The sequence below is a fragment of the Stenotrophomonas sp. PS02298 genome (genome assembly GCF_029959445.1).
GTDB lineage: Bacteria > Pseudomonadota > Gammaproteobacteria > Xanthomonadales > Xanthomonadaceae > Stenotrophomonas.
On the sequence record NZ_JASCOR010000001.1, the window covers coordinates 20,334 to 42,380 of the forward strand.

At 64.9% G+C, this 22,047-nt stretch carries 27 protein-coding genes; 16 read left to right on the forward strand and 11 right to left on the reverse strand.

What is annotated here, in order from left to right; all coding sequences use genetic code 11:
• Positions 1 to 101: 101 nt before the first annotated feature.
• The 3 genes from sstT to QMX78_RS00105 are packed head-to-tail and all read left to right on the forward strand — an operon-like array spanning position 102 to position 2,352.
• The gene (sstT, locus tag QMX78_RS00095; protein ID WP_282265388.1) at positions 102 to 1,307 is read left to right on the forward strand and encodes a serine/threonine transporter SstT; all 1,206 of its coding nucleotides are present in this window, start codon (positions 102 to 104) and stop codon (positions 1,305 to 1,307) included.
• Complete coding sequence (locus tag QMX78_RS00100; protein WP_282265391.1) at positions 1,307 to 2,053, forward strand: AzlC family ABC transporter permease; 747 nt, start codon at positions 1,307 to 1,309, stop codon at positions 2,051 to 2,053. Before sstT ends, QMX78_RS00100 begins: the two co-directional genes overlap by 1 nt.
• Positions 2,050 to 2,352 (forward strand): AzlD domain-containing protein, encoded by a 303-nt coding sequence (locus tag QMX78_RS00105; protein ID WP_282265392.1) that lies wholly within the window; start codon positions 2,050 to 2,052, stop codon positions 2,350 to 2,352. The genes QMX78_RS00100 and QMX78_RS00105 overlap by 4 nt, the downstream gene beginning before the upstream one ends.
• Positions 2,353 to 2,518: 166 nt before the next feature.
• Here QMX78_RS00105 and QMX78_RS00110 read toward each other — a convergent pair whose 3' ends face one another.
• Together QMX78_RS00110 and QMX78_RS00115 are read right to left on the reverse strand one after the other, a co-directional pair.
• The gene (locus tag QMX78_RS00110; RefSeq protein WP_282265393.1) at positions 2,519 to 3,229 is read right to left on the reverse strand and encodes an rRNA pseudouridine synthase; all 711 of its coding nucleotides are present in this window, start codon (positions 3,227 to 3,229) and stop codon (positions 2,519 to 2,521) included.
• Positions 3,230 to 3,295: 66 nt separating this feature from the next.
• Positions 3,296 to 3,793 carry a YgjP-like metallopeptidase domain-containing protein gene (locus tag QMX78_RS00115; protein ID WP_282265394.1) on the reverse strand — a complete coding sequence of 166 codons (498 nt, stop codon included), beginning with the start codon at positions 3,791 to 3,793 and terminating at the stop codon, positions 3,296 to 3,298.
• Positions 3,794 to 3,862: 69 nt separating this feature from the next.
• Between QMX78_RS00115 and QMX78_RS00120 the strand changes: the two genes are divergently transcribed.
• A complete protein-coding gene (locus QMX78_RS00120; RefSeq protein ID WP_282265395.1) occupies positions 3,863 to 4,417 on the forward strand; it encodes a DUF2058 domain-containing protein in 555 nt (184 codons plus the stop codon).
• Between the two features lie 161 nt (positions 4,418 to 4,578).
• The gene (locus tag QMX78_RS00125; protein WP_282265397.1) at positions 4,579 to 4,842 is read left to right on the forward strand and encodes a DksA/TraR family C4-type zinc finger protein; all 264 of its coding nucleotides are present in this window, start codon (positions 4,579 to 4,581) and stop codon (positions 4,840 to 4,842) included.
• 169 nt (positions 4,843 to 5,011) lie between these two features.
• On the opposite strand, the gene QMX78_RS00130 is transcribed toward QMX78_RS00125, so the two are convergent.
• The 4 genes from QMX78_RS00130 to QMX78_RS00145 all read right to left on the reverse strand — a co-directional run bounded on the left by QMX78_RS00130 (position 5,012) and on the right by QMX78_RS00145 (position 8,916).
• Positions 5,012 to 5,530 carry a GNAT family N-acetyltransferase gene (locus QMX78_RS00130; RefSeq protein WP_282265398.1) on the reverse strand — a complete coding sequence of 173 codons (519 nt, stop codon included), beginning with the start codon at positions 5,528 to 5,530 and terminating at the stop codon, positions 5,012 to 5,014.
• 97 nt (positions 5,531 to 5,627) lie between these two features.
• Positions 5,628 to 6,887, reverse strand: a complete 1,260-nt coding sequence (locus tag QMX78_RS00135) for a sugar transporter (RefSeq protein ID WP_282265401.1) — start codon at positions 6,885 to 6,887, stop codon at positions 5,628 to 5,630.
• Between the two features lie 162 nt (positions 6,888 to 7,049).
• The gene (locus QMX78_RS00140) at positions 7,050 to 7,631 is read right to left on the reverse strand and encodes a mechanosensitive ion channel family protein (RefSeq protein ID WP_282265403.1); all 582 of its coding nucleotides are present in this window, start codon (positions 7,629 to 7,631) and stop codon (positions 7,050 to 7,052) included.
• A gap of 19 nt (positions 7,632 to 7,650) precedes the next feature.
• The gene (locus tag QMX78_RS00145) at positions 7,651 to 8,916 is read right to left on the reverse strand and encodes an ectonucleotide pyrophosphatase/phosphodiesterase (protein WP_282265405.1); all 1,266 of its coding nucleotides are present in this window, start codon (positions 8,914 to 8,916) and stop codon (positions 7,651 to 7,653) included.
• A gap of 137 nt (positions 8,917 to 9,053) precedes the next feature.
• Between QMX78_RS00145 and QMX78_RS00150 the strand changes: the two genes are divergently transcribed.
• From QMX78_RS00150 to QMX78_RS00160, 3 genes are read left to right on the forward strand one after another with little or no spacing between them, the layout of a single operon-like run.
• Entirely contained in the window at positions 9,054 to 9,626 is a 573-nt protein-coding gene (locus QMX78_RS00150) for a sigma-70 family RNA polymerase sigma factor (RefSeq protein ID WP_282265407.1), read from the forward strand.
• The gene (locus QMX78_RS00155) at positions 9,626 to 10,177 is read left to right on the forward strand and encodes a hypothetical protein (protein WP_282265409.1); all 552 of its coding nucleotides are present in this window, start codon (positions 9,626 to 9,628) and stop codon (positions 10,175 to 10,177) included. The genes QMX78_RS00150 and QMX78_RS00155 overlap by 1 nt, the downstream gene beginning before the upstream one ends.
• Before the next feature lie 11 nt (positions 10,178 to 10,188).
• Positions 10,189 to 11,079, forward strand: a complete 891-nt coding sequence (locus QMX78_RS00160; protein WP_282265411.1) for a DUF4097 family beta strand repeat-containing protein — start codon at positions 10,189 to 10,191, stop codon at positions 11,077 to 11,079.
• A gap of 198 nt (positions 11,080 to 11,277) precedes the next feature.
• Here the strand turns inward: QMX78_RS00160 and QMX78_RS00165 are convergent, their stop codons facing one another.
• A complete protein-coding gene (locus tag QMX78_RS00165) occupies positions 11,278 to 12,654 on the reverse strand; it encodes an Hsp70 family protein (protein ID WP_282265413.1) in 1,377 nt (458 codons plus the stop codon).
• Between the two features lie 336 nt (positions 12,655 to 12,990).
• On the opposite strand from QMX78_RS00165, the gene QMX78_RS00170 reads away from it, so the two are divergent.
• On the forward strand, positions 12,991 to 13,323 hold the full coding sequence (locus QMX78_RS00170; protein ID WP_282265415.1) for a zinc ribbon domain-containing protein YjdM: 333 nt from the start codon (positions 12,991 to 12,993) through the stop codon (positions 13,321 to 13,323).
• Positions 13,324 to 13,357: 34 nt separating this feature from the next.
• Here the strand turns inward: QMX78_RS00170 and QMX78_RS00175 are convergent, their stop codons facing one another.
• Complete coding sequence (locus QMX78_RS00175; RefSeq protein WP_282265417.1) at positions 13,358 to 14,446, reverse strand: tetratricopeptide repeat protein; 1,089 nt, start codon at positions 14,444 to 14,446, stop codon at positions 13,358 to 13,360.
• A 276-nt stretch (positions 14,447 to 14,722) separates the two neighbouring features.
• Between QMX78_RS00175 and thpR the strand changes: the two genes are divergently transcribed.
• The 7 genes from thpR (at position 14,723) to QMX78_RS00210 (ending at position 18,404) form a co-directional block, all read left to right on the forward strand.
• Positions 14,723 to 15,310: an RNA 2',3'-cyclic phosphodiesterase gene (thpR, locus tag QMX78_RS00180; protein ID WP_282265419.1), complete on the forward strand. Its 588-nt coding sequence runs from the start codon at positions 14,723 to 14,725 to the stop codon at positions 15,308 to 15,310.
• A 96-nt stretch (positions 15,311 to 15,406) separates the two neighbouring features.
• Complete coding sequence (locus QMX78_RS00185) at positions 15,407 to 16,006, forward strand: hypothetical protein (protein ID WP_282265421.1); 600 nt, start codon at positions 15,407 to 15,409, stop codon at positions 16,004 to 16,006.
• Between the two features lie 62 nt (positions 16,007 to 16,068).
• Positions 16,069 to 16,266, forward strand: coding sequence for an oxidoreductase-like domain-containing protein (locus QMX78_RS00190; protein WP_282265423.1), 198 nt, complete (start codon positions 16,069 to 16,071; stop codon positions 16,264 to 16,266).
• Positions 16,267 to 16,334: 68 nt separating this feature from the next.
• The gene (locus QMX78_RS00195; protein WP_282265425.1) at positions 16,335 to 16,607 is read left to right on the forward strand and encodes a hypothetical protein; all 273 of its coding nucleotides are present in this window, start codon (positions 16,335 to 16,337) and stop codon (positions 16,605 to 16,607) included.
• Between the two features lie 136 nt (positions 16,608 to 16,743).
• Positions 16,744 to 17,436, forward strand: coding sequence for a DUF998 domain-containing protein (locus tag QMX78_RS00200; protein ID WP_282265427.1), 693 nt, complete (start codon positions 16,744 to 16,746; stop codon positions 17,434 to 17,436).
• Positions 17,433 to 17,780, forward strand: a complete 348-nt coding sequence (locus tag QMX78_RS00205; RefSeq protein WP_282265428.1) for a RidA family protein — start codon at positions 17,433 to 17,435, stop codon at positions 17,778 to 17,780. Before QMX78_RS00200 ends, QMX78_RS00205 begins: the two co-directional genes overlap by 4 nt.
• A 99-nt stretch (positions 17,781 to 17,879) precedes the next feature.
• A complete protein-coding gene (locus QMX78_RS00210; RefSeq protein WP_282265429.1) occupies positions 17,880 to 18,404 on the forward strand; it encodes a hypothetical protein in 525 nt (174 codons plus the stop codon).
• A 157-nt stretch (positions 18,405 to 18,561) separates the two neighbouring features.
• On the opposite strand, the gene rnfB is transcribed toward QMX78_RS00210, so the two are convergent.
• From rnfB to metG, 3 genes are read right to left on the reverse strand one after another with little or no spacing between them, the layout of a single operon-like run.
• Positions 18,562 to 19,050: an Rnf electron transport complex subunit RnfB gene (rnfB, locus tag QMX78_RS00215; protein ID WP_282265431.1), complete on the reverse strand. Its 489-nt coding sequence runs from the start codon at positions 19,048 to 19,050 to the stop codon at positions 18,562 to 18,564.
• A gap of 55 nt (positions 19,051 to 19,105) precedes the next feature.
• Positions 19,106 to 19,696 carry an HAD family hydrolase gene (locus QMX78_RS00220; RefSeq protein WP_282265433.1) on the reverse strand — a complete coding sequence of 197 codons (591 nt, stop codon included), beginning with the start codon at positions 19,694 to 19,696 and terminating at the stop codon, positions 19,106 to 19,108.
• A 48-nt stretch (positions 19,697 to 19,744) separates the two neighbouring features.
• A complete protein-coding gene (gene metG, locus QMX78_RS00225; protein ID WP_282265435.1) occupies positions 19,745 to 21,823 on the reverse strand; it encodes a methionine--tRNA ligase in 2,079 nt (692 codons plus the stop codon).
• Positions 21,824 to 22,047: the final 224 nt, after the last annotated feature.

The window sequence follows — 22,047 nt, forward strand, 5'->3', positions numbered from 1 at the left end:
TGATCAGGCGGCAGTTTGTCCTGATTCCATGACGTTCCGGGGGTGCGGGGAGCGCCCCCGTTGGGCGAGAATCGGGGTTTGCGTTTGCCGCGAGCCCTGTGATGATCGAACGTTCTTCCTCCTTCCGAGCGCCCAGTCTGGTGCTGCAGATTGTCATCGGCCTGATCGCCGGCATCGTGCTGGCGATGGTCTGGCCTGCCGGTGCCACCGCCGTTGGCCTGCTCGGGACGGTATTCATTTCCGCGCTGAAGGCGGTTGCACCGATCCTGGTGCTGGTGCTGGTCACGGCCTCCATCGCCAACCATCAGCAAGGGCAGAAGACCCATATCCGGATGATCCTGGTGCTGTACATGATCGGCACCCTGGCCGCGGCCATGGTTGGCGTGGCAGCCAGCTTCCTGTTCCCCAGCACGTTGACGTTGAAGACGGTCGAAAGTGCCATGAGCGCACCGAGCGGCATAGGCGAGGTGCTCAAGACCTTGCTGATGCAGATCGTCGACAACCCGGTGCACGCCCTGCTCAACGCGAACTACATCGGTTTGCTGGCTTGGGCGGTGGGTCTGGGCCTGGCCCTGCGCCACGCCAGCCAGACCACGCGCAACCTGGTCAGTGACTTCTCCGATGCCATCACCTGGGTGGTGCGGTTGGTGATCAAGCTGGCGCCGTTGGGCGTGTTCGGCATCGTTGCCTCGTTGTTGGCCGAGTCCGGTCTGGGCGCGTTGAAGGACTACCTGCATCTGCTGGCGGTGCTGATCGGCGCGATGTTGTTCATGGCCTTCGTCGGCAATCCGCTGATAGTGGCCGTGGTGACCCGCCGCAACCCCTATCCGCTGGTGCTGCGCTGCCTGCGCGAGAGCGGTATCACCGCGTTCTTCACCCGTTCGTCGGCGGCCAATATTCCGGTCAACATGGAGCTGTGCCGCAAGCTCGGCCTGCATGAGGACACTTATTCGGTAGCGGTGCCGCTAGGCGCGACCATCAACATGGCCGGTGCGGCGATCACTATTTCCGTGTTGACCCTGGCCGCAGTAAATACCTTGGGCTACGCGGTGGATGTGCCGACCGCGCTGCTGCTCAGCGTGGTTGCGGCTATCGGCGCCTGCGGCGCCTCCGGCGTGCCCGGCGGTTCGTTGCTGCTGATTCCGCTGGCCTGTGGCCTGTTCGGCATCTCCAATGAAGTTGCCATGCAGGTGGTCGGCGTCGGTTTCGTTGTCGGCGTGGTGCAGGATTCGGCTGAAACCGCCTTGAACTCGTCCACCGACGTGGTGTTTGTCGCGGCGGCCGAGCAGGCGCGCGGGCGCGCCTGATGGCCATGGCCGGGCGCATCACGCCAGCGGTACGCATCGGCGTTTCGATAGCGGTTGCGACCGGTCTGTATGGCATCTCGTTTGGTGCGTTGGCGGTGGCGTCGGGTTTCAGCGTGGCGCAGACCGCCGCGCTGAGCCTGTTGATGTTCACCGGTGGCTCGCAGTTCGCCTTCATCGGCGTGATTGGTGCTGGCGGCGCAGGCGCGGCGGCGTTCGGTGCCGCCACCTTGCTGGGTATCCGCAACGCGGTGTATGGCGCCCAGATCAACCGCATGTTGCGCCCGCGGGGCTGGCTGAGGCCGCTGGCGGCGCAGGTCACCATTGATGAATCAGCGGCTACCGCCGCAAGCCAGACGGAGCCGCAGGAACAGCGTCGCGGCTTCTGGGTGGCGGGGCTGGGCGTTTACCTGTGCTGGAACCTGTTCACCCTGCTCGGCGCATTGCTTGGCGATGCATTGGGTGACCCGCGCCAGTGGGGCTTGGATGGTGCGGCTGTGGCGGCCTTCCTGGGATTGCTGTGGCCGCGACTGCGTTCACGCGAGCCGGTGGCGATTGCCGTGGTCTGTGCCTTGGTGACGGTGCTGGCGCTGCCGTGGGTGCCGCCCGGGGTGCCGATTCTCCTGGCTGCGGCGGTGGCCGCGGTTTGGGGCTGGTTTGGGCGTGGTCCGGCGGATGAGGGGCTGGAGCCTGATGTCGCGCCCAAGGTCGACGTCGCAACCAAGGTTGAGCAGGGGTCGGCGCCATGACGCTGTGGGCGTGGATCGTCTTGGGCTGCGCTGCCGCGTGGGCGATCAAGTTCGCTGGCTACCTGGTGCCACTGCGCTGGCTGGAATCGCCGCGTATGAACCGCGTTGCAGGCTGCCTGACGATAGGTCTGCTGGCCTCGTTGACCGCGATGAACACCGTGTCGGCCGGGCAGGGGCTGGCCTTCGATGCGCGCATTGGCGCGTTGCTGGCCGCGGCGGTCGCCCTGATGTTGCGGCTGCCGTTTCTGCTGGTGGTGATTGTGGGGGCGACGGCAGCGGCGGTGATCCGACTGCTATGAGCGCGGTTTGCGTTTGTAGGAGCGGCGTAAGCCGCGAAGCCGATACATCATCCGTGCACTGTTTACCTGCGACTGCAGATCGCCGCATGCCTTGTTTGGTGTTGACCGGAGCCATTGCCAGCTTCGCGGCTTACGCCGCTCCTACAAAACCAAGGTTGGGCTTGGCCTAGAACTTCTGCTCGGCTGACAGGTAGCGCCACTGGCCTTCGGGCATCTTGCTCAGGCCGATGCGGCCGATGCGCAGGCGACGAATCTGTTCGGCCTCGAGGCCAACCTGGCTGCACATGAACTGCAATTGGCCCGGGCGCACGTCCTTGATGGCAAAACGCAGGCGCTGTTCGCTTTGCCAGCTGATCTTGGCCTGCGGCAGGCTGCGGCCTTCATGGACCAGCCCATGGGTGAGCCTGGGCATCGCCCACGGGGTCGGTTCGCCACTGACCTCGACCACGAACTCCTGTTCCAGGCTGCCGCCGGATTCCTGCAGGTGGCGGCGCACACGCCAATCCTGGGTCAGCACGACCAGGCCGCTGGCGGCATCGTCCAGCGGCATCAGGTAGTCCAGGCGCTGGAAGTGACGGCGCAGCGAACGGATGCCGGAGGCGTCGTCGGCAAAGCGGTTGTCGTCGGCCAGCAGCGCGAACAGCTGCTCGGCGGTACAGCCAGCCGGCTTGTTGATCAGGAAGGTGGCGGCTTCAGCGGCTTCGGTACTGCCTTCGGCGGCCAGGGTGATCACTTCCTCGCTGACCATGGTCTGCGGGGTTTCCACGACCACGCCGTTGACGCTGATCCAGCCGCCTTCGATGTACTGCTGGGCCTGCGAGCGCGAGCACTGCAGCTGCGCGGCAACGCGCTTGTCGAGACGGATCGGGGTGGTCATGGCGGCTATGGGTTCTACGAAGGGCGGGGAGTGTAGCGCTGTGGGCGGACGGCGGCGATGCCAGGCTCAGCCGGGTTCATGTTCCAAGGCGGTCAGGTAAAGGCGCAGGTCGAACTCCAGCTGGTGGTAATCCGGCTCCATGTGCAGGCACAGCTGGTAGAAGGCCTTGTTGTGGTCCGCCTCTTTGATATGCGCCAGCTCGTGCACCACGATCATCCGCAGGAACTCGGCCGGTGCCTCGCGGAACACGCTGGCAATGCGGATCTCGCGGCTGGCCTTGAGCTTGCCGCCATGGTTGCGCGAAATGGCGGTGTGCGTGCCCAGCGTGTGTTTCACCACCTGCAGCTTGCCGTCATACAGCACCTTGCCCAGCGGCACCGATTGGCGCAGGTGCCGCTCCTTGATGGCCTGCACGTAGTCGTAGAGCTGGCGGTCATTGCGCACCGGATTGGGCTCGGCGTAGCGCTTGCGGACGGCTTCGCCCAGCTTGCCCGCGTCCAGCAGCTCGCGGGCGCGCTGCTGCAGGTGTTCGGGATAGCCATTCAGGTATTTCAGCGGAAGCATGGGCATTTGGGCGGGACCGGGCAGGCCGCTATGATGGCAGCCTCGGCAACAGAACCATGAACAACGACGATGGCAAAGGGTAATCCACTGCAGGAACAGCTGCTCAAGGCTGGCCTGGTGAAGAAATCGCAGGTCTCGCAGGTGGCGCGTGAGCAGGTCAAGGCGCGCCACGGCAAAGGTCCGGTCAACGCCACCGAAAGCCAGCGCGAGGCCGACCGTGCCCGCGCCGAGAAGGCCGAGAAAGATCGTCAACTGGCCGCCGAGCGCAATGCCCAGCGCCGGGCCGACGAGCTGCGCGCGCAGGCCCGGCAGATCATCGCCGACCGCAAGCTGCCGCGTGCCGGTGAGCTGGAATACCGTTTCAACGACGGCGCAGTGATCCGCACGATGCTGGTCACCGAGGCGCTGCGTACCCAGCTGGCCAATGGCGCGCTGGTGATCGCCCGTCACGGTGACAGTTTCGAGTTGCTGCCGCGCATGGCGGCGGAGAAAGTACGCGAGCGTGACGCCAGCCTGATCGTGCTTGACCACGGCCAGAGTGCGGACACGCCGATTTTCACCGGCAATGCCGAGGACGACGCCTACTACGCCCAGTTCCAGGTGCCTGACGACCTGATGTGGTGAACGCTGTGCTCGCGCGGTTTGGCGCGGGCCGGCGCCTGCAGTGAGCGGGTAGCCATCCGCTGGCGGATCCTGTTCAGGCAGCTGTACGTCTGGCCGCCAGCCCTTGAATTGTGTCCACGGAGGCGGCAATTTGCCTGTGTTGCTGTACGTGGAGGCAGGACATGGCTACCGGTTGGGCGGGTGATACCGCCGTTCAGGATCAGATTGATGCCACCGTCGAGGACGCGATCAAGCGTGCGCGCAGCCGCATGCCCAGCGGCCCGGGGCTGGAACATTGCGAAGAATGCGATGCGCCGATTCCCGAGGCGCGGCGCAAGGCCGTGCCCGGGGTGAGGCTGTGCATCGCCTGCCAGCAGGCGCAGGACGAAGACGAGGCGTTTGCCGGCTATAACCGGCGCGGCAGCAAGGACAGTCAGCTGCGTTGAGGGGCGGGGGCATTGGCCGGCGCGGTGGCTTCGCGCTTGCTTGTCATCCTCGCGAATGCGGGGGCGTTCTGGCATTGGAGCCTGGCTTGGATCTGTACCCGCTCGTCACCTCGGCCTGCGCGGGAATGACGGCATTGAACAGCCGGGATCCCAAGCAGGGCCCACAGCCTCAGCTTTTTCCGGGTCCCGGCAGCACATCATTCAAGTACTGCTTCTGCACCACGCGCGCTACCAATCGCGGCCGCTCCATCAGCACAAAGCGCACACCCTTCACCGTCTGCGGCGCGGCCTTGCTGGCAAAGCCAAAGCGCTCGTACACCGGCACTGCGATCTCGGACGAGTTGACTGTGTACTCGCGGCGGCCGTGTACGCGCAGTGCATGCTCCCATAGCCGCCGCGCGATGCCGCGCTGGCGGCTGCTGCGGCTCACGAACAGATGATGGATGTGGCTGTCGCCGCGCATCGCGATCATGCCGACAAGTGCACCTGTATCTTCAATCACGTAGTGCGCGAACTCCTTGTCGACCAGCCGATCAGCGAAGCTGGCAGGAGTCAGCGAGGCCAGGAAGGCATGTGCACTGGCGCCGCTGTCGGCATCAAGCAGATGGCGAGCCAGCGGAGTTACAAGCGCGCTAAGCGCCTCTGCATCGGCGACATCCGCGTCGCGCAGAGTGATGTCTTGTTCCAAATCCTTCCCCTTGCACGCCCCCTGGAGCAGGGGCGTGGGCGGAAGCATACCTGCAGTCCACAGCTCGTAAACGGGTGCGGTGCCGCAGCTCAGTAGCTCAGTGGTTCGCGCCGCCGAGCCGGAAGCTGCCGCTCCAGCGCAGCATCGCGAACAGGCACCACAGCCAGCCCGCCGTGGCGATCAGGCCGCCGACAAGACCAATGTGCTGCATGCCCAGCTGCAGGCTGACCTGGCTGCCGATCAATGCGCCTGCGCCAATGCCGATGTTGAAGATGCCGGAGAACAAGGCCATCGCCACATCGGTGGCGTCGGAGGCCAGGTTCAACACCTTGGACTGCATCGACAGCGCGAAGCTGATCATCGCCACACCCCACACCGAAGCCAGCGCATACAGCAGCCAGCTGCTGTGCAGGCCGGTGCGCAGCAGCAACAGGCTGGCAGCCAGGGTGCCGATCGCGCCCAGCAGGAAACCACGCGGCCAGCGCAGGCCATAGCGCGAGAACAGCACGCTGCCGATGAAACCCATGCCGCCGAACAGCAGCAGCACCAGCGTGGTCACGTGTGCATCGAAGCCGCCGATCTTCTGCACGAACGGTTCGATGTAGCTGTAACCGGTGAACTGGGCGGACACCACCACCATCACCAGCAGGTACAAGGCCATCAGGGCAGGCCTACGCAATAGCAGCGGGATGCTGCTGGCCGAGCCGCTGTTCTGGCTGGGCAGGACCGGCAGCAGCCGTGCCAGCACCAGCATCACCAGCAATGCGACGCCACCGATGGCCATGAAGGTGATGCGCCAGCCCAGCAACTCACCGACGATGCGACCCAGCGGAATGCCCAGCACCATCGCCACCGAAGTGCCGGTTGCGAGCAGGCCGAGGGCCTGCGGGCGCTTGTCCTGCGGCGCCACGCGCACCGCCAGCGAGGCAGTGATCGACCAGAACACCGCATGCGCCAGCGCAATGCCAACGCGGCTGACCATCAGCACCGGGTAGCTCCAGGCCACGCCGGACAGCACATGGCTGGCGATGAACAATGCGAACACGCCCAGCAGCAGCTTGCGGCGGTCCATGCTGCGGGTCAGCAGCATGCATGGCAGCGAGGTCAGTGCGACTACCCAGGCGTAGATGGTCAGCATCAGCCCGACATGCTCGATCGGCTTGCCGAAGTCGGCACCGATGTCGCTGAGCAGGCCGACCGGAACGAACTCGCTGGTATTGAAGATGAAGGCTGCCAGGGCCAAGGCGATGACGTTGAGCCAGCGTTGGCGGTCGGAACGCTGGTCGTGGCGTTCGGCAACGGCAAAAGCGTCGCCTGCCTGCGGGGCAGGGCATGAGGTATCGGGAGAGGCGGACATTGCGTGCGGGCTTGCGACCGGGCCGGTCGCTCAATGACGGCAATTTTCGCACGGCTGACATGGACGCGAGCGGAACGCTGTGGGCCGGAGCCAGGCAATCCCCGCTTTGGCGGGGATCACGGACCCAATGTTCGGGTGTTGTTTGCTGCTGTTCGGGCTTCCTCAGCCGTCTCCCTGCACGCTGATCGTGCCGGCGTCGCCACCACGCCAACGGCGCAGGCCGCGCTGGAAGAACAGGCTGTTGGGAATCTGCATCAAGGTGCCATCGACCGGGCCACCGACCTCATGCAAGGTGGTGTAGATCAGGTTGATATCGGTGACCACGCCCTTCAGGCCGGGTTTTTCGCCGTTCTCCAGCAACTCGATCTGGTCACCCAGGCGGAACGGCCGGGTGGTGAAGATCAGGAAGGTGCAGAAGATGTTGGACAGCACGCTCCAGGCGGCGAAGAACGCCACCGCGCCGACCGCGGCAAAACCTGTGAAGGCCGTCCACAGCACGCTGGCCTGTACGTGCAGGGCCTGCAGGATGGCGACCAGGGCCACCGTGCCGATGACGAAATTGGACAGCCGCCGGATCGCCATCTCGATCTGCGCCGGCAGCGTGTAATGGCGCCCAAGCCGGGCCAGCAGGCGCCGGGTCAGCAGGCGCAGCAGCCAGGCCACGACCAGGATCAGCAGGATGCTCAGGCCGGTGTTGATGGGTTCAATCCATTGCTGCATCGAGGCGGGGAGGTAGTGCTTCATGCGGATTCCTTGCGGTGCGTCAGTGCTTCAGCGCGGCGTCGGTATGGCGGGGATTGCCGTCATTGCGGGCCGGGGTGATGTTCAACAGGCGGGCCAGCAATGGATAGACGTCGACATTGTCGATGGGGGCGATGGTCACGCCTGGCGCGAAGGCTGGCCCATAACCGATGAATGGGGAATACATGTCCGGCAGGGCATTGTCGTAGCCATGCTCACCCAGTAGCTCGTGGCCTTTGCGCTTTTCGGCCTGGCGAGTGGTGACCTGCCATCCAAGCTCGGCGGTGCAGATGTAGGCGGGCACGCGGCGGTGGTGGCCATACTCGAAGCGCGCCGGGATCTGCTCACGGGTCATGCACTGGATATGCGGGTGGCTGCCGGCCAGCAGTTGCCTAGCGGCCATCTCGCCGCCGGGCAGGACGTTGAACGAGGCGTAGGCGCCGGTCCAGCCAAAATCCAGCTTGCTTACATCGACGATGTCATCCAGGAAGATCTGCTTGGCTGGGCTGGTAGCGGTCATGCCGTGGTCGGAGGTGACCACGATGTTGACCTGCTGCTGCAGGCCCTGCGCACGGATACCCGCCAACAGCTCGCCAATCGCGCTGTCCACTTCGCCCAAGGAATTGTTCAGTTCGGCGGAATCCGGGCCGTAGCGATGGCCTTGCGTGTCGACCTTGTCGAAGTACAGGGTGATGAAATGGGGGCGTTGCGCGGCAGGCAGTGCCAACCATTCCAGTACCTGCTGCACGCGCTGCTGCGAGCTCACCTTGATGTCGAACGGCCGCCAGAACTCGGGACGTGCGCCATGCACCGGCGCTTCCGAGCCGACCCAGAACATCGCCGCGGCGCGTCCACCCTGTTCGCGCACGCTGGTCCACAGCGGCTTGCCGTCGTCCCACCAGCGCTCGTCGCGGACCGTGGCCGGGTCGAACATGCTGAAGCGCACGTCGGGAATGGCCGGGTCGGTCATGAAGTTGGCGATGACGCCATGGTGGTCCGGGCGCAGGCCGGTGATCAGTGTGTAGTGATTGGGGAAGGTGATCGAGGGATACGACGGGCGCATGTATTCGGCGCGTGCGCCAGTGGCCACCATCGTGCTCAGCGTCGGGGTCAGGCCACGCTCCAGATAGTCATTGCGGAAGCCATCGATGGAAATCAGGATCACCGGGGCCAGCGCCTGCTCCGGCATGCGGGCCGCGGCTGACGGGGTATCGATGGGGGCGGGAGCGCTGGTGCAACCGGCCAAGGCGAGGGCGGCGCAAAGCAGGATAGCGGGGATACGCAACATGGGATCGCAACGGTTTGACGAGCGCCGATTGTCGGCCAGGGCGGCCATTGCTGCCAGTCGCTGCGCTGCTGTGGGCCGCTTCGGCAAAGAATCGCGTCGGCTTTAAACCTTTTTGCTGCCCGCCGCATCCAATGGGTATGCTCAACGCCACCGTGACCGCCACCGCCCCCTCATCGCCCGTCGTCGACGACGCCGTGCTGGCCCGTGCCGCCGCGGATGGCGACACCCGCGCCTATGAACGGATCTACCGGCGCCACGCGCCGCGGCTGTATGCCTTGCTGTGGCGCTTGTGCGGCGGCAACGCGGCGCGTGCCGAGGATGTGCTGCAGGAGACCTTCATCCAGGCTTGGCGCAAGCTGCCGCAGTTCCGCTTCGAGAGCGCCTTGGCCACGTGGTTGCATCGCCTGGCCGTGAACACGGCGCTGATGGAGCTGCGCGCGACAACGTTCGAATCGCTGGATATAGGCGAATCCGGGATGGATCTATTGGCCGAAATGGCTGACACCCCCCGTTGCCACGCCACCGGCATGGACCTGGAACGTGCGTTGTTGACCTTGCCGCCACGCGCCCGCGCGGTGCTGGTGCTGCATGACATTGAAGGCTGGAAACACCAGGAAATCGCCGTGGAACTGCAGATGGCTGTCGGCAGTTCCAAGGCCCAGTTGCATCGTGCACGCAGTTTGTTGCGCACGCGGCTTGGAGACGCATGATGAGTCACTACGAAAACGATCACGATGATGCATTGGCGCAGCGCTTGCGTGGACTGCCAGGCGAGCGGGTGCCGCCTGCCGCGGTGTGGCAGCGCATCGCCGCGGAACTGGAGCAGGGCCCGCGTGCCGAGCCGACAGTTGCCGCTCCCGCCATATCAGTGAACGCGGTGCCGGTGCGGCGCAGAGCACATCGTCACTGGCCACGTTATGCCGCTGCTGCGGTGGTTGTTGCGCTGGTTGGCGTGGCCAGCATGCTGTTGTTGCCGCAGCAGCCTGCGGCATCCGTCGCCGTCGAGGAATCGTCATTGCAGCATCAGGCCAACACCATCACCTACCAGTACCGGCAGGCGATGGCGACGATTCCGCAGGACGAGGTTGCCGCCGAGCTGCAGCCGGCGCTGCGTGAACTGGATGAAAGCGCGGGCAGCATCCGCAGCGCCATCGCGCAGAGCCCCGACGCCGATTTTCTACTTGGACAGTTGCAGCGCACCTACGCGCTGCGGCTTGAACTCACCCGCAAGGGCGTCAACCCGACCGGACTTTCGACTTGAAGGAGCACCCGATGAAAGCTTGCATGCGCCATCTGATCGCCACCGCACTGCTGTTGGCCCCATTGACCAGCGCATTCGCGCAGACCGCGGTCAATCGCAACCTGCCCTTGTCCAGCGGCGGCCGCGTGGAACTGAGCAATGTGGCCGGCTCGGTCACCGTGCGTGGCTGGGACCGCAACGAAGTACAGCTGACCGGCTCGCTCGGCGAGGGCCAGCGGCTTGACGTCGAAAGCAGCGCCAATCGCGTGGCGTTGAAGGTGGTCTACCCGCAGAACAGCCGCAGCAGTCGTGGTGCGGTGCTGGAGCTGCGGGTGCCGCGCGCTGCGCAGTTGCAGACCAGTACCGTCAGTGCGGGCGTGGATGTGGCTGATGTTGACCTGCGTCGCCTGCAGAGCAGTACCGTCAGCGGCAGCATCACTGCCAATGGACGCGCTGGTGAGGCGGAATTGACCACGGTCAGCGGCGCGATCCGCTCGCAGTTGCAGACCTCGCGGCTGGAGACCCGGACGGTCAGCGGTGGCATCAATGCGGCCGGTGGCAGTGGCGGTGAGGTCTCGGCCAACAGCGTGTCTGGCGGCATCACCCTGGACCTGGCCAAGGTGCAGCGGCTCAGCGCCGAGTCGGTATCCGGCAGCCTTGGCGTCCGCAGTGCGGGCCTGCAGCCGGGTGGCCGGGTCAATCTGGAGACGGTGAGTGGCTCGGTTTCACTGAGCCTGCCGGCCAGCACGTCGGCGCAGCTGAAGGTCAGCACCTTCAGCGGCAGCATCCGCTCCGACGTCGGCCAGGTGCAGACCCCGCGCTATGGGCCGGGCAAGAACCTGGATGCACGGATTGGCGGTGGCGATGGCGATATCTCCATCCAGTCGCATTCCGGCGGCGTGCGGGTGAGTCTGGATCGTTGATTCACTCCCTCCCTGTGTCATGGGCAGGGGGAGGGCTGGGGAGGTAAGGCTTCTACTCCCTCCCTTTTGCGCAGCAAAGGGGAGTGCTGGGGAGGGGTAATGCTTCTGCCCCCTCCCTTTTTCACAGCAAAGGGGAGGGTTGGGGAGGGGTAGTACTTTAGGGCTTCTGGATCCCCAGCCTCACGGCTTACGCCGCTCCTACAGACCTGCAGCAGCGCCACTCGTTGTTGCTGCCAACGCCAAGCCCTGCACCACACCAAACGACGGGTCGCCGTGCACCAGCTTGGCAGTCGGGAAGGCGGCGGCTGCGGCCTGCTGGATGTAACCGGCGCGCGACATGCCGCCGGTCAGGAACACCGCCGCCGGGTCGTGGCCGATATCGGCACGTACCTGCTGCAACAGCACTTCCAGCTCGCCAAGATAGCCGCCGGCAGCCGTGGTCAGATGTGGTGCATCGATGTCCACCGACAGTCCTGCCTCGATGAAGTCCAGCATGCTGTGGTGGCTGGGCTGGCTGCTCAAGGCGATCTTGCAGTGTTCCACCGCGCGGTACAGACGTGCGGTATTGCCGGTGTCCTGCAGCGCTTGCAGGCGCGGGCCAAATGGAAGTTCCACCGCGTCGTAGTTGTGCTGGCGGAAATCACGCTGGCGGGTCATGTCCTGCACCATCGCGGCCTCCACATAGTGGTGTGCGGGCACGCGGGTGATGCCGCGGCCGAACAGCGGCATGTAGCCGGCCAAGCTCAGCGCCAGATCGATATCGGTACCGCCACGGGCGATACCCCAGGCGCGATGGATCTGCGGCGCCGCGTTGCCACCAACGCTGGCATGGGCGATATCGGTGGTACCGCCGCCGACGTCGACGATCACTGCTTCGTGGCGGTCAGTGCTGACTGCGTGGTAGTGCATGGCCGCAGCAGCGGGTTCTTCGAGGAAATCCACTTCGTCGAAGCCTGCGGCCATTGCAGCGCTGCGCAGGATATCCAGGGCCTGGTCATTGCCGGCTGCGCCGATCGAACTGCGGAACTGCACCGGCCGGCCGAGCAGGGCGCTGCGCACGTTGCTTTGCAGCTGGCGCGAGGCGGTCAGGCGGATGTGCTCGAGGATGTGCGTGGCGATGCCGGTGATGGTCTGCTTGGCGCGCGGATGCAGGTTGTAGCCCAGCATCGACTTGGGGCTCTGCACCAGGTTGCCTTCGTTCTCCTCGAAATAGGCTTCCAGTGCCTCGTCGCCATAGACCGCGTTCTGCAGCAGGGTGGTGGAGCTGCGCGGTTCGCGGATGCGTTCTTCCATCCACTGCCGGCGCACGACGCGGATGGCGTCGCTGCGCAGCTGCTCATGGCTGCGGGTGTTGCCGACCGCGCGGGCATCACGGCGGCCGGACTCGATCAGGTCATCGACCTGCGCTTCCAGTGCCGGGGTCAGTTCAAAGTCGTTGGGGTCGCGCATCACCTCGGGGAAGTACACCGTGGTGCGGAACTGCTGGGCCTCACCAAAGCTGACCGGGACCACCTTGCCGTCGATATGGGCGGCGGCGGCCGAGTTGCTGGTGCCAAAATCGATGCCGAGTTTCATGATGGCTGCGCGTCTTGCTGCTGAATCGGCCGCGCACTTTACTACGCCGCCGCGCGACTGGCTTCACATGCGGCTTGTGAATGGCTGTTCGCAGGTGCGAGGGCTGCATTACCACGAATCGCGTCACGATTTTCCGGCGTGCGCGCCACCTGAATGAAGATGCTCACCGCGCTGCCAGGATGGTCGATCCAGCCCAGCGGGTGGCGAATCGTGGCTTGCCGCCTGCGGGGATGGGCATGCGCGCGGTCGGGTTCCTGGTACGCGCCCGGTGCTGCCGGGAGCGGCTGTGAGCTGAACGGCTACAATGGATGGTTAATCAATGTACGGGAGTCCCCCATGTCTGTTACTTCCTGCCCGCAATGTTCGCTGGAGAACGTCTATGCCGACGGCGCGCTGTGGATCTGCGCCGATTGCGGCCATGAATGGACCGCCGGTGAAGCGGCCGAATCCACGTTGGTGGTACGCGACAGCAATGGCAATGTGCTGGCGGCTGGCGACACCGTCACCGTGATCAAGGACCTGAAGGTCAAGGGATCGTCCATCCCACTCAAGCAGGGCACGGTTATCCGCAATATCCGTCTGGTCGAGGACGATGCCGAGCACATCGAGGGCAACTCGGAAAAAATCAAGGGTCTGGTGTTGAAGACCTGTTTCCTGCGCAAGGCCTGAGCCGGCTCGCGTCCCAGCCGCCCGCGGTGTGCGTTCAGCGCGCCGCGTGGCGCGCTTCCAGCCTGCGGATTCCGTCCAGCTTGCTCTGGTAGACCGCCCGCATCGGTTCGCCGCCGAGGTCGCGGGCGCGTTTCATTTCCTTCATCGCCAACCGGTTGTTGCCGCCCAGAAAGTAGGCGCGGGCCAGGCCGAAGTGGAATTGATGGGCTTTGCCATATAGCCGTACTGCTTCACGGTAGTAGTGCGCGGCCAAGGCGTAGTCGCCGTCCCGCTCGGCGCTGGTGCCCTGCATGAACTGGTAGAACGGATCACGCTTGCGTATCTGTTCCAGGCGCGACTGCATCTGGGCCACGCGGCGGCTGTCGCCCATGCGCTGGTAGAGCTTGGTGGCATTGTGCAGGGCCGGGGCGTGGAAACGGTTGATGGACAGCGCTGTATCCAGGTCTTTGGCGGCGGCGTCGAGGTCGTCCTCGCGCGACTCAAGTACACCAAGGTTGCTCCACGCCGGTACAAAACGCGGATCCATCCGCAATGCCGCGTCGAAATAGGCCCGTGCACCGACGTAATCGTGCGCAGCCAGCTGCTCCGCACCACGGTTGTTGTAGAAATGGGCAAGCGCGCGGCTGTCGCTGATCGGTTGCGGGCCGCGGCGGTCGTACAGCACGTTGCTGTCCAGATCCAGGGTGGCCTGGCGACCATCAACGCGCATTCCGACATTGACGTGGCCGGCGTTGAAGATCAGGCCCTGGTCTTCATACCAGGACACCACTTGGCCAACCTCCTGCATGCGCGCTTCCAGGCCAATCTCGCGGGCCAGGGCGACGAACAGCAGGGTGAAGGACAGGCAATTGGCACGCCGTTGCTGCCAGGTCTGGGCCACAGTGAGGGTGGCCCCGGTGTCGTAAGCCAGACCCAGCCCTTCAGGGCGGAACACCAGCTCAACCAGTCGTTGCAAGCGCTGCTCCGGGGAGTTGGCTGCCCCGAGTACCCGTTCCTGTAGCAGTGTCCGCACTTCCGGCGGGATCGCCATCACCTGTTCCGGTGTGGGGGGCGGGGAGGGCGGCGGCGCGGCCAAGGCCACACTGCTGGCGGCGAGCAGGACCAATGCATTCCAACCGATCATGGCGATCACCCGGAGTTTGCTGCGGCCTGCCCAGTGTAGGCCTGTTGCGGGGGGATGGAAGCAGGCAGGGGACAAATCCACAGCGGGTGTGGACCAGCCCTGTGCAAACATGTGGATAACCATTGGCAGCCCTTGTGTGGCTTGGCTCGGCGGGTGGTGGTGAAATTTTCGCCATGGCCGGGCCGCGACCGGCGCGGTCTGCTAGTATCCGCGGCCCAAGACAGTAGTGGCCGCCGCAACGGAGCGGGTACGGCAGCCGGCTTTCGATACCAGACCATGACGAAGCAGCTTTCCTCCACCGAGGCCCAGATGACCCTGGGCCTGGGCAGCGACATTCCAACCGAGCGCCTTTTCTTCGCGGTGATGCCTGATGCGCTCACGGCGGAGCGGGTTGCCGAGTTGGCCGGTGGCCTGCGCGAGGAACATGGCCTGCTCGGGCATCCGTTGGCGCCGGAGCGCTTGCACGTCACCCTGCATCACCTGGGTGACTACGCAGGCCTGCCTCCGAGCCTGCTGCCCAAGGTGCGGCAAGCGGCAGCGCGGGTGCGCATGCCCGAGTTCGAGGTCTGCTTTGATCAGGTGGGCAGCTTTGCCGGCAGCGTGAAGAACCCCTTCGTGCTGCGCAGCGAGTACGGTGCCGAGTTGTTGAACGGCCTGCACGAGGAGCTGGCGCGTTGCCTGCAGGGCGTGGGTGGCAAGCTGGACCCGCGTTTCACCCCGCATATGACCCTGTTGTACGACCGCCGTCGTCTGCCGATCCAGCCGGTACAGCCGCTGCGCTGGTTTGTGCGCGAATTCGTGCTGGTACGCAGTTTCCTCGGCCAGGGCCGTTACCAGATCGAAGGCCGCTGGCAACTGGGCTGAGCGCGGCGTGGCATGAGTAGCGCAAACGCCTTTCGGCGGAATCCTGCGTTGGATTGCCGCCACGCGTGTTCCGCCACTTCGTGACAAGATGCAGGCATGAACGACCTGCTGCAGACCCTGCCGCCGCCGCTGTTGGCCGAGCTGAAAACCGCCTACGCGCAGCCGCCTCGTGCGTATCACAACTTCGGTCATGTGCAGGCGGTGCTGCAGCACTACCGCGATGTCGCCGCTGGCCCGGGCTGGCGGCAGCCGCTGGAAGTATTGCTCGCGGCGCTCTATCACGACGCGATCTACGAGGCAGGGCGTGGCGACAACGAAGCACGTTCGGCGCAGCTTGCCGCGTCCGGTATTGAACGTTGGCTGCCGGATGCCGAAGTGGATGTGGCACGGGTGATCGAGCTGATCGAACTGACAGCGCGTCATGGCAGCCTGAGCGGGGACGGGCTGGATGCGGATGCCGCACTGTTCCTGGACAGCGACATGGCGATCCTGGGGGCGCCGGATGCGGTGTTTGATGCCTATGACCTTGGCATTGCCGAGGAGTACCGGGGCAAGGTGCCGGGCTTCCTGTTCCGGCTCAACCGGCGGCGTTTCCTGAAAAAGGTGCTGGCGCAGCCGCGTATCTTCTTCAGCGATTTCTTCCATGAGCGTTATGACGCTGCGGCACGCGCCAACCTGCGCCGGGTCACGGCCTGAGCGTGCGCTTTGGCTAAAATGCGGTTTGTCCCGATGTCGATAGGACCGCGCCGGCCGCTGCAATGAACGAACTGCCTGTCCAAGTCCCCGCAAGCCCCGATCCCGATCCGCGCCCGCAGCCGCCGGAAGCCCCCGGCCCGAACGAGTGCTGTGGCAGCGGTTGTCCACTGTGCGTGCTGGATCTGTATACCGATGAGCTGCTGCTCTACCGGCAGAAGTTGGCCGAGTGGTTGGCGCGTCACCCTGAAGCGCAGGCCTGAGGCGGCGCTTCCGGCCCCTTTCACCTGCCATGGGCGTAGGCTTTGCGGCACCGTTGTCGCAGCCTGTAATGGCACCTGCGATGTGGCGGATGTGTGTTCTGGCATTTGGCTTGTTGGCGGTACCGGCAAGCGCGACGGAGAAGATCAGCGATGGTCGGTTCGAGCAGGTGCCGGTGTTGCTGCCTGGTGTGCCTGTACAGCACGTGGTCGTGTGGTTCTGTGATGCTGCGGCCTCCGCGGGATATCAGGCGCGGTTGCAGGCGCGGTTGCAGGCGTTGTGCGATGACGGCGCGATGGTGGTTGATATCGACACCAGCCATCGCTTCCCTGGGCGGCTGTAGTGGTTTTGACAGCTGGCTTGCGCTTGGCGCGCGTTGATGATGGCGGCATGTACGCGCTACGGCGTTGTCACCGCCTTCAGTCGGCACAGAGACTGGGGCGGACTAGACTTGGCGGCTCAAACGCTGGGGAGTGGGCATGGGCGGTGATTCGAGCAGGGGAGTTTGGCAATCGGCAACGCTGGCGTTGGCCGTTGTGCTGGCACTGCTGGTGTTTTCGATTGTCGCCATCTGGCTGCAATTCGCGCGTGATGATCTGGACTGGGCGCGCGCCACCCTCAGTCTGTATCTGCATGGCCCCTATGGGCTTGTACTGCGCAGCGTCTATTGCCTGCTGGCGCTGGCCATCGCCGTGCTTGGCCTGGTGCTGTACCGGCAAGCGCATGGCAGCGCACGACGCGGCCTGCCGCCCAGTCTGTTCGCCGTGGCCGGGCTTGGTTTGGCTACGGTGGCGATAGGCGACAGCTGGCTGCCGCAGTTCGCACCATTGCTGGCGCCGCTGATTCATGGTTTGGCGGCCCAGACCGCCTTCCTGTGCGTGACCGTGGCGATGCTGCTGCAGGCCTGGTGCTTCGGTCGTGATGCGCATTGGCGTCGACTGTATTGGTTGACCTGGGGCTGGGCATGGCTGGCCTTCGCGGGGCTTTGGCTGCATGTGCTGTGGCGTGGCAGCCCGCGCGGACTGGGGCAGAAGCTGGTGATTGCGGTCGTGGTGGGCTGGCTGCTGTTGGTGGCGCTCGCATCGTGGCGTCGTTCACGCAAAGAAACGCCTGAAACTTCCACTTGCCGTCACAATGGCGGCTACATCCACAACACGGAGTCACCCCCATGATCCAGCGCTTCGATACCGGCCCACGCATGTCGGAAATGACCATCCACAACGGTGTGGCCTATCTGGCCGGGCAGGTGCCGGAAGACACCAGCGCCGATATCGTTGGCCAGACCGAGCAGGTGCTGAAGGCCATCGACGATCTGCTGCGCCTGGCCCCGACCGACAAGACCAAGATCCTGCGCGCCGAGATCTTCCTGGCGGACCTGGCTGACTTCGCGGGCATGAATGAAGCCTGGGACAAGTGGGTGCCGCAGGGCGCAACGCCGTCGCGCGCCACCGTGCACGCCAAGTTGGCCAATCCGGAATGGAAGATCGAGATCGTGATCACTGCGGCTGTGCCGTAAGCGGACTGCATCTACCGCTGGTCTGCCCTGGGTGTGATCGCATCCGGGCAGATCCAGCCTTGAGGCTGGTGATGTCTTTGCAGGGAGGCAAGGGAAAGGATGAAAAGCCGTCTGTTGTCCGCGCTGTGTTGTGTTCTGGCAGGCATGGCCGCCAGTGTGTCGGTGGCAGCACAGGCGCCGCTGTCGAAGCTGATCTACGCGCAAGCGCCGGTGCAGCGCATCGAGCCCTTGGAGTACCCGCAGTTCAAGCTGATCGAGGCGGAGCTGCGCAACACGGTACGGCGCCATGGTGACCGCAGCGTCCCCAACCGCTTCTGCGCGGTTGGTTACCTGCTCGACCGCGGCACGGTGGAAACGGTGCTGATCTGGGACAACGCGCACTGGTTGATCCGCTGGTGGGGCGGTGATGCGCTGGCTACTTCGGAGGAGCGCTACGCGGTATCGGCCTCGTTCTCACCGGTTACCGACCTGCGCACGGATCTGGTCGAGGACAACCGGTATCCGCTGGGCACGCGCGCGATAGTGCGAGCCGATGCGGAGGCCGTGATTGCGGATTGCCAGGCGTATGGACGGCAGTACACCGTGCCGCCGCTGGCGCCGAAAGGCGAAGATGATGAGTATTGAGGCCACAACCCTCAATCGATTTGTGGGAGCGGCGTAAGCCGCGAAGCTGGCAATGCTTGAGTCGCAGCGTTCAACATGATCCGGAACAGTTGCGCTTGTTCGGTTTGATGCCAGATATCGGAATTGCTATCTGCTGGGTCTGTACGAGTTTCGCGGCTTACGCCGCTCCTACAACAGCAGGGGGCGCGACAGCCTGCAGCTCGATGCAATCCACCGGGCAGGGCGGGATGCACAGCTCGCATCCGGTGCACAGGTCGGTCAGCACGGTATGCATGTATTTGGCACCGCCGACGATGGCGTCGACCGGGCAGGCCTGGATGCACTTGGTGCAGCCGATGCAGTCGGCTTCGACGATCACCGCGACCTGCGCCAGTTTGTGCTCGCCACGGCTGCGGTCGTAGGGAAGGGCCGGAACACCCAGCAGATGAGCCAGTGCGCGCGCGCCAGCGTCGCCACCCGGCGGGCAGTGATCAATTCCGGCATTGCCAGCGGCCATGGCTTCGGCATAAGGGCGGCAGCCGTCATAGCCGCATTGACCGCATTGGGTCTGCGGCAGCAGCCGGTCGAGGCGTTCGACCAGCGCAGCCCTTCCTTCTCCCTGCAAGAGAAGGTGGCGCGCAGCGTCGGATGTGGGTTGGGTAATCATTGGGGAGTCCTGCTGTTCGCCCTCACCCCAAGCCCTGTCCCGGAAGGAGCAGGGCTCAGGAAAGGCATTTGCCGCGATACCAACGCTCGTGCGCCAGCGCCAGCATGGCTTTGTCTTCGCTGCTGTCGCCGTAGGCGTGGATACGTTGGTAGCTGCCCAGATCGAAACGCTTGCGTATCAAGGCGACCTTGCGCGCGCCGCAGTCGCCCTCGGCGTAGCGGCCGGTGAAGCGGTTGTCCTGCACCTCGAGCCGATTGCAGATCATGTGTAGGTCCTGCCGTTCGCACCAGTGCTGCAGGTACAGGTCGAGCGAGCCGGACACGACCACCACGGTATGGCCCTGCGTCTTGTGCCACTGGATCTGCTCCAGCATTTCCGGCCGCACCATCTCCGGCAGCTGCTCGCGTGCATAGTCGCGTGCCATCTGGGTGATCTCACCGGCATGGCGGCCAGTAAACACCTGCGCGGTGACACGGCGGCGGACGCGTTCGGCCGAGATCAATTTCAGCCGGTAGGCCAGCACCCACGGCCCAACCCGCCACCATCCCTGCGCGCGCTGCTCCGGCGTTGCCACGCGGCGCAGGAACCGGCTGTAGGTGTCACAGACGGTGATGGTGTGGTCGAAGTCGAAGAGGGCTAGCTGCATGGTCCACTCCGTTCGGGAAGGGTGCGCCCAGGGGCGCACCCGTTGCCATCAACGTACCGGCATGCCCGGCAATGCACCGCCGTCGGCATCCAGCAGCGCCAGCGCGCCGCCGTCGAAACCGGCCGACAGGATCATGCCTTCGCTCAGGCCGAAGCGCATCTTGCGCGGGGCCAGGTTGGCGATGAACACCACGTTGCGGCCGACCAGCGCTTCCGGGTCGGCATAGCTGCCGCGGATGCCAGAGAAGATCTGCCGCTGGCCAAGGTCGCCGGCATCCAGCAGGAAGCGCAGCAGCTTGTCCGAGCCTTCGACGAAGCCGCACTCCAGCACCTTGCCGATGCGCAGGTCGAGCTTGGCGAAATCGTCGATGCCGATGTACGCGGAAGCTTCACCGTCGGCCTTGGCTTCGGTCTTCACTTCAACCTTGGCGGGCTTTTCAGCCTTGGCCGGCTTGGCTTCTGCTGCAGGCTGGGCGGTGAGGGTGTCCTTGGAGGCGTCGGTCATTGCGTCAATCATCTTGGGGTCGATACGGGTGAACAGCGCCACGTAGGCGGCAATGCTGTGTGCGGTCAGCGGGGTGGTGATGTCGTCCCAGCCGTGGACCGGGGCGTTGAGGAAGCTCTCGGCCTGCAGCGCCGTGGCCGGTAGCACCGGCTTGAGCGCGGTGACCAGCACGCGGAACAGGTTCAGGCCCTGGGTGCAGACCGCCTGCAGTTCGGCGTCGGCGCCTTCCTGCTTGGCAATCACCCACGGTTTGGTGTCGTCGATGTACTTGTTGGCTTCATCGGCCAGCGCCATGGTCAGGCGGATGGCGGCGGCCGCGTCGTTGCGCTCGTAGGCGTCACGAATCGGTGCCAGCGCAGCGATGAAACGGTCGTACTGGGCCTGGTCCGGCAGCGCGTCGGCCAGCTTGCCGTCGAAGCGCTTGGCGATGAAACCGGCGCAGCGGCTGGCCAGGTTGACGAATTTGCCGACCAGATCGGCGTTCACGCGGGCGGTGAAGTCGCTCAGGTTCAGATCGAGATCGTCGACGCCGCCGGAGGACTTGGCGGCGAAGTAATAGCGCAGCGCTTCCGGCGCCAAACCGGCATCCAGATAGGTGCGGGCCATGATGAAGGTGCCGCGCGACTTGCTCATCTTGGCGCCGTCCACGGTCAGGTAGCCGTTGACGTGCAGCTTGGTCGGCGTGCGCAGGCCGCTGCCCTTCAGCACCGCCGGCCAGAACAGGCCGTGGAAGTTGACGATGTCCTTGCCGAGGAAGTGGTGCAGCTCGGTGTTGCTGTCGGCGGCGAGCACGGCGTCGAAGTCGTCGCCGGTCTTGGCGCACAGGTTCTTGAAACTGGACAGGTAGCCGATCGGCGCATCCAGCCACACGTAGAAATACTTGCCCGGTGCGCCGGGGATCTCGAAACCGAAGTAGGGCGCATCACGCGAGATGTCCCACGCGCGCAGGCCGCCCTCGGCATCCAGCCACTCGGCGAGCTTGGCCTTCACGCCCGGCAGGGCCACATCGCCGGCCAGCCATTCGCGCAGGAACTCCTGGAAACGGCCGACTTCGAAGAAGTAATGCTCCGAATCGCGCATTTCCGGGGTGGCGCCGGACACCACCGACTTCGGCTCGATCAGGTCGGTCGGGCCGTAGGTGGCGCCACAGACTTCGCAGTTGTCGCCGTATTGGTCGGGCGACTTGCAGTTCGGGCAGGTGCCCTTGATGTAGCGGTCGGGCAGGAACATGCCCTTGGCCGGGTCGTAGAACTGCGCCACCGAACGGCGGCTGATATGGCCAGCGGCGTCGAGTTTGGCGTACAGCGCCTCGGTCAGCTCGCGGTTGGTGGCCGAGTTGGTCGAGTCGTAGTGGTCGAAATCCACGCCAAAGGCTGCGAAATCGCGCTCATGGCCTGCCTGGATGTTGGCGATGAAGGTTTCCGGGGTCACCCCGGCCTTCTCCGCGGCCAGCATGATCGGCGTGCCGTGGGTGTCATCGGCACAGACGTACCAGACCTTCTCGCCCATCATTCGCCGCGCACGCACCCAGATGTCGGCTTGGATGTAACCCACCAGGTGGCCGAGGTGCAGCGGGCCGTTGGCGTAGGGCAGGGCATTGGTGACTAGGGCGTTGCGGGTCATGGCGATGATTTGCGGCAGGGGACCGGGGATTATCGCATGGCCGGAAAGAAGCAGCCCCGGGGGACCGGGGCTGGGGGCTCGCCAGACAGGGAGCGAAACCTGGGCCTTCCCATCTCCCGTCTACGGGAGAAGGTGCCCCGAAGGGGCGGATGAGGGGGGCTTTGACTTTGCTCAGCTAGAAGCTTGCCCTCACCCCAACCCCTCTCCCGGAGGGAGAGGGGCTT

Coding starts and splice junctions, on each gene's coding strand:
- sstT (WP_282265388.1), top strand. CDS start 102: ATGATCGAACGTTCTTCCTCCTTCCGAGCGCCCAGTCTGGTGCTGCAG.
- QMX78_RS00100 (WP_282265391.1), top strand. CDS start 1,307: ATGGCCATGGCCGGGCGCATCACGCCAGCGGTACGCATCGGCGTTTCG.
- QMX78_RS00105 (WP_282265392.1), top strand. CDS start 2,050: ATGACGCTGTGGGCGTGGATCGTCTTGGGCTGCGCTGCCGCGTGGGCG.
- QMX78_RS00110 (WP_282265393.1), bottom strand. CDS start 3,229: ATGACCACCCCGATCCGTCTCGACAAGCGCGTTGCCGCGCAGCTGCAG.
- QMX78_RS00115 (WP_282265394.1), bottom strand. CDS start 3,793: ATGCTTCCGCTGAAATACCTGAATGGCTATCCCGAACACCTGCAGCAG.
- QMX78_RS00120 (WP_282265395.1), top strand. CDS start 3,863: ATGGCAAAGGGTAATCCACTGCAGGAACAGCTGCTCAAGGCTGGCCTG.
- QMX78_RS00125 (WP_282265397.1), top strand. CDS start 4,579: ATGGCTACCGGTTGGGCGGGTGATACCGCCGTTCAGGATCAGATTGAT.
- QMX78_RS00135 (WP_282265401.1), bottom strand. CDS start 6,887: ATGTCCGCCTCTCCCGATACCTCATGCCCTGCCCCGCAGGCAGGCGAC.
- QMX78_RS00140 (WP_282265403.1), bottom strand. CDS start 7,631: ATGAAGCACTACCTCCCCGCCTCGATGCAGCAATGGATTGAACCCATC.
- QMX78_RS00145 (WP_282265405.1), bottom strand. CDS start 8,916: ATGTTGCGTATCCCCGCTATCCTGCTTTGCGCCGCCCTCGCCTTGGCC.
- QMX78_RS00150 (WP_282265407.1), top strand. CDS start 9,054: ATGCTCAACGCCACCGTGACCGCCACCGCCCCCTCATCGCCCGTCGTC.
- QMX78_RS00155 (WP_282265409.1), top strand. CDS start 9,626: ATGAGTCACTACGAAAACGATCACGATGATGCATTGGCGCAGCGCTTG.
- QMX78_RS00160 (WP_282265411.1), top strand. CDS start 10,189: ATGAAAGCTTGCATGCGCCATCTGATCGCCACCGCACTGCTGTTGGCC.
- QMX78_RS00165 (WP_282265413.1), bottom strand. CDS start 12,654: ATGAAACTCGGCATCGATTTTGGCACCAGCAACTCGGCCGCCGCCGCC.
- QMX78_RS00170 (WP_282265415.1), top strand. CDS start 12,991: ATGTCTGTTACTTCCTGCCCGCAATGTTCGCTGGAGAACGTCTATGCC.
- QMX78_RS00175 (WP_282265417.1), bottom strand. CDS start 14,446: ATGATCGGTTGGAATGCATTGGTCCTGCTCGCCGCCAGCAGTGTGGCC.
- thpR (WP_282265419.1), top strand. CDS start 14,723: ATGACGAAGCAGCTTTCCTCCACCGAGGCCCAGATGACCCTGGGCCTG.
- QMX78_RS00185 (WP_282265421.1), top strand. CDS start 15,407: ATGAACGACCTGCTGCAGACCCTGCCGCCGCCGCTGTTGGCCGAGCTG.
- QMX78_RS00190 (WP_282265423.1), top strand. CDS start 16,069: ATGAACGAACTGCCTGTCCAAGTCCCCGCAAGCCCCGATCCCGATCCG.
- QMX78_RS00195 (WP_282265425.1), top strand. CDS start 16,335: ATGGCACCTGCGATGTGGCGGATGTGTGTTCTGGCATTTGGCTTGTTG.
- QMX78_RS00200 (WP_282265427.1), top strand. CDS start 16,744: ATGGGCGGTGATTCGAGCAGGGGAGTTTGGCAATCGGCAACGCTGGCG.
- QMX78_RS00205 (WP_282265428.1), top strand. CDS start 17,433: ATGATCCAGCGCTTCGATACCGGCCCACGCATGTCGGAAATGACCATC.
- QMX78_RS00210 (WP_282265429.1), top strand. CDS start 17,880: ATGAAAAGCCGTCTGTTGTCCGCGCTGTGTTGTGTTCTGGCAGGCATG.
- rnfB (WP_282265431.1), bottom strand. CDS start 19,050: ATGATTACCCAACCCACATCCGACGCTGCGCGCCACCTTCTCTTGCAG.
- QMX78_RS00220 (WP_282265433.1), bottom strand. CDS start 19,696: ATGCAGCTAGCCCTCTTCGACTTCGACCACACCATCACCGTCTGTGAC.
- metG (WP_282265435.1), bottom strand. CDS start 21,823: ATGACCCGCAACGCCCTAGTCACCAATGCCCTGCCCTACGCCAACGGC.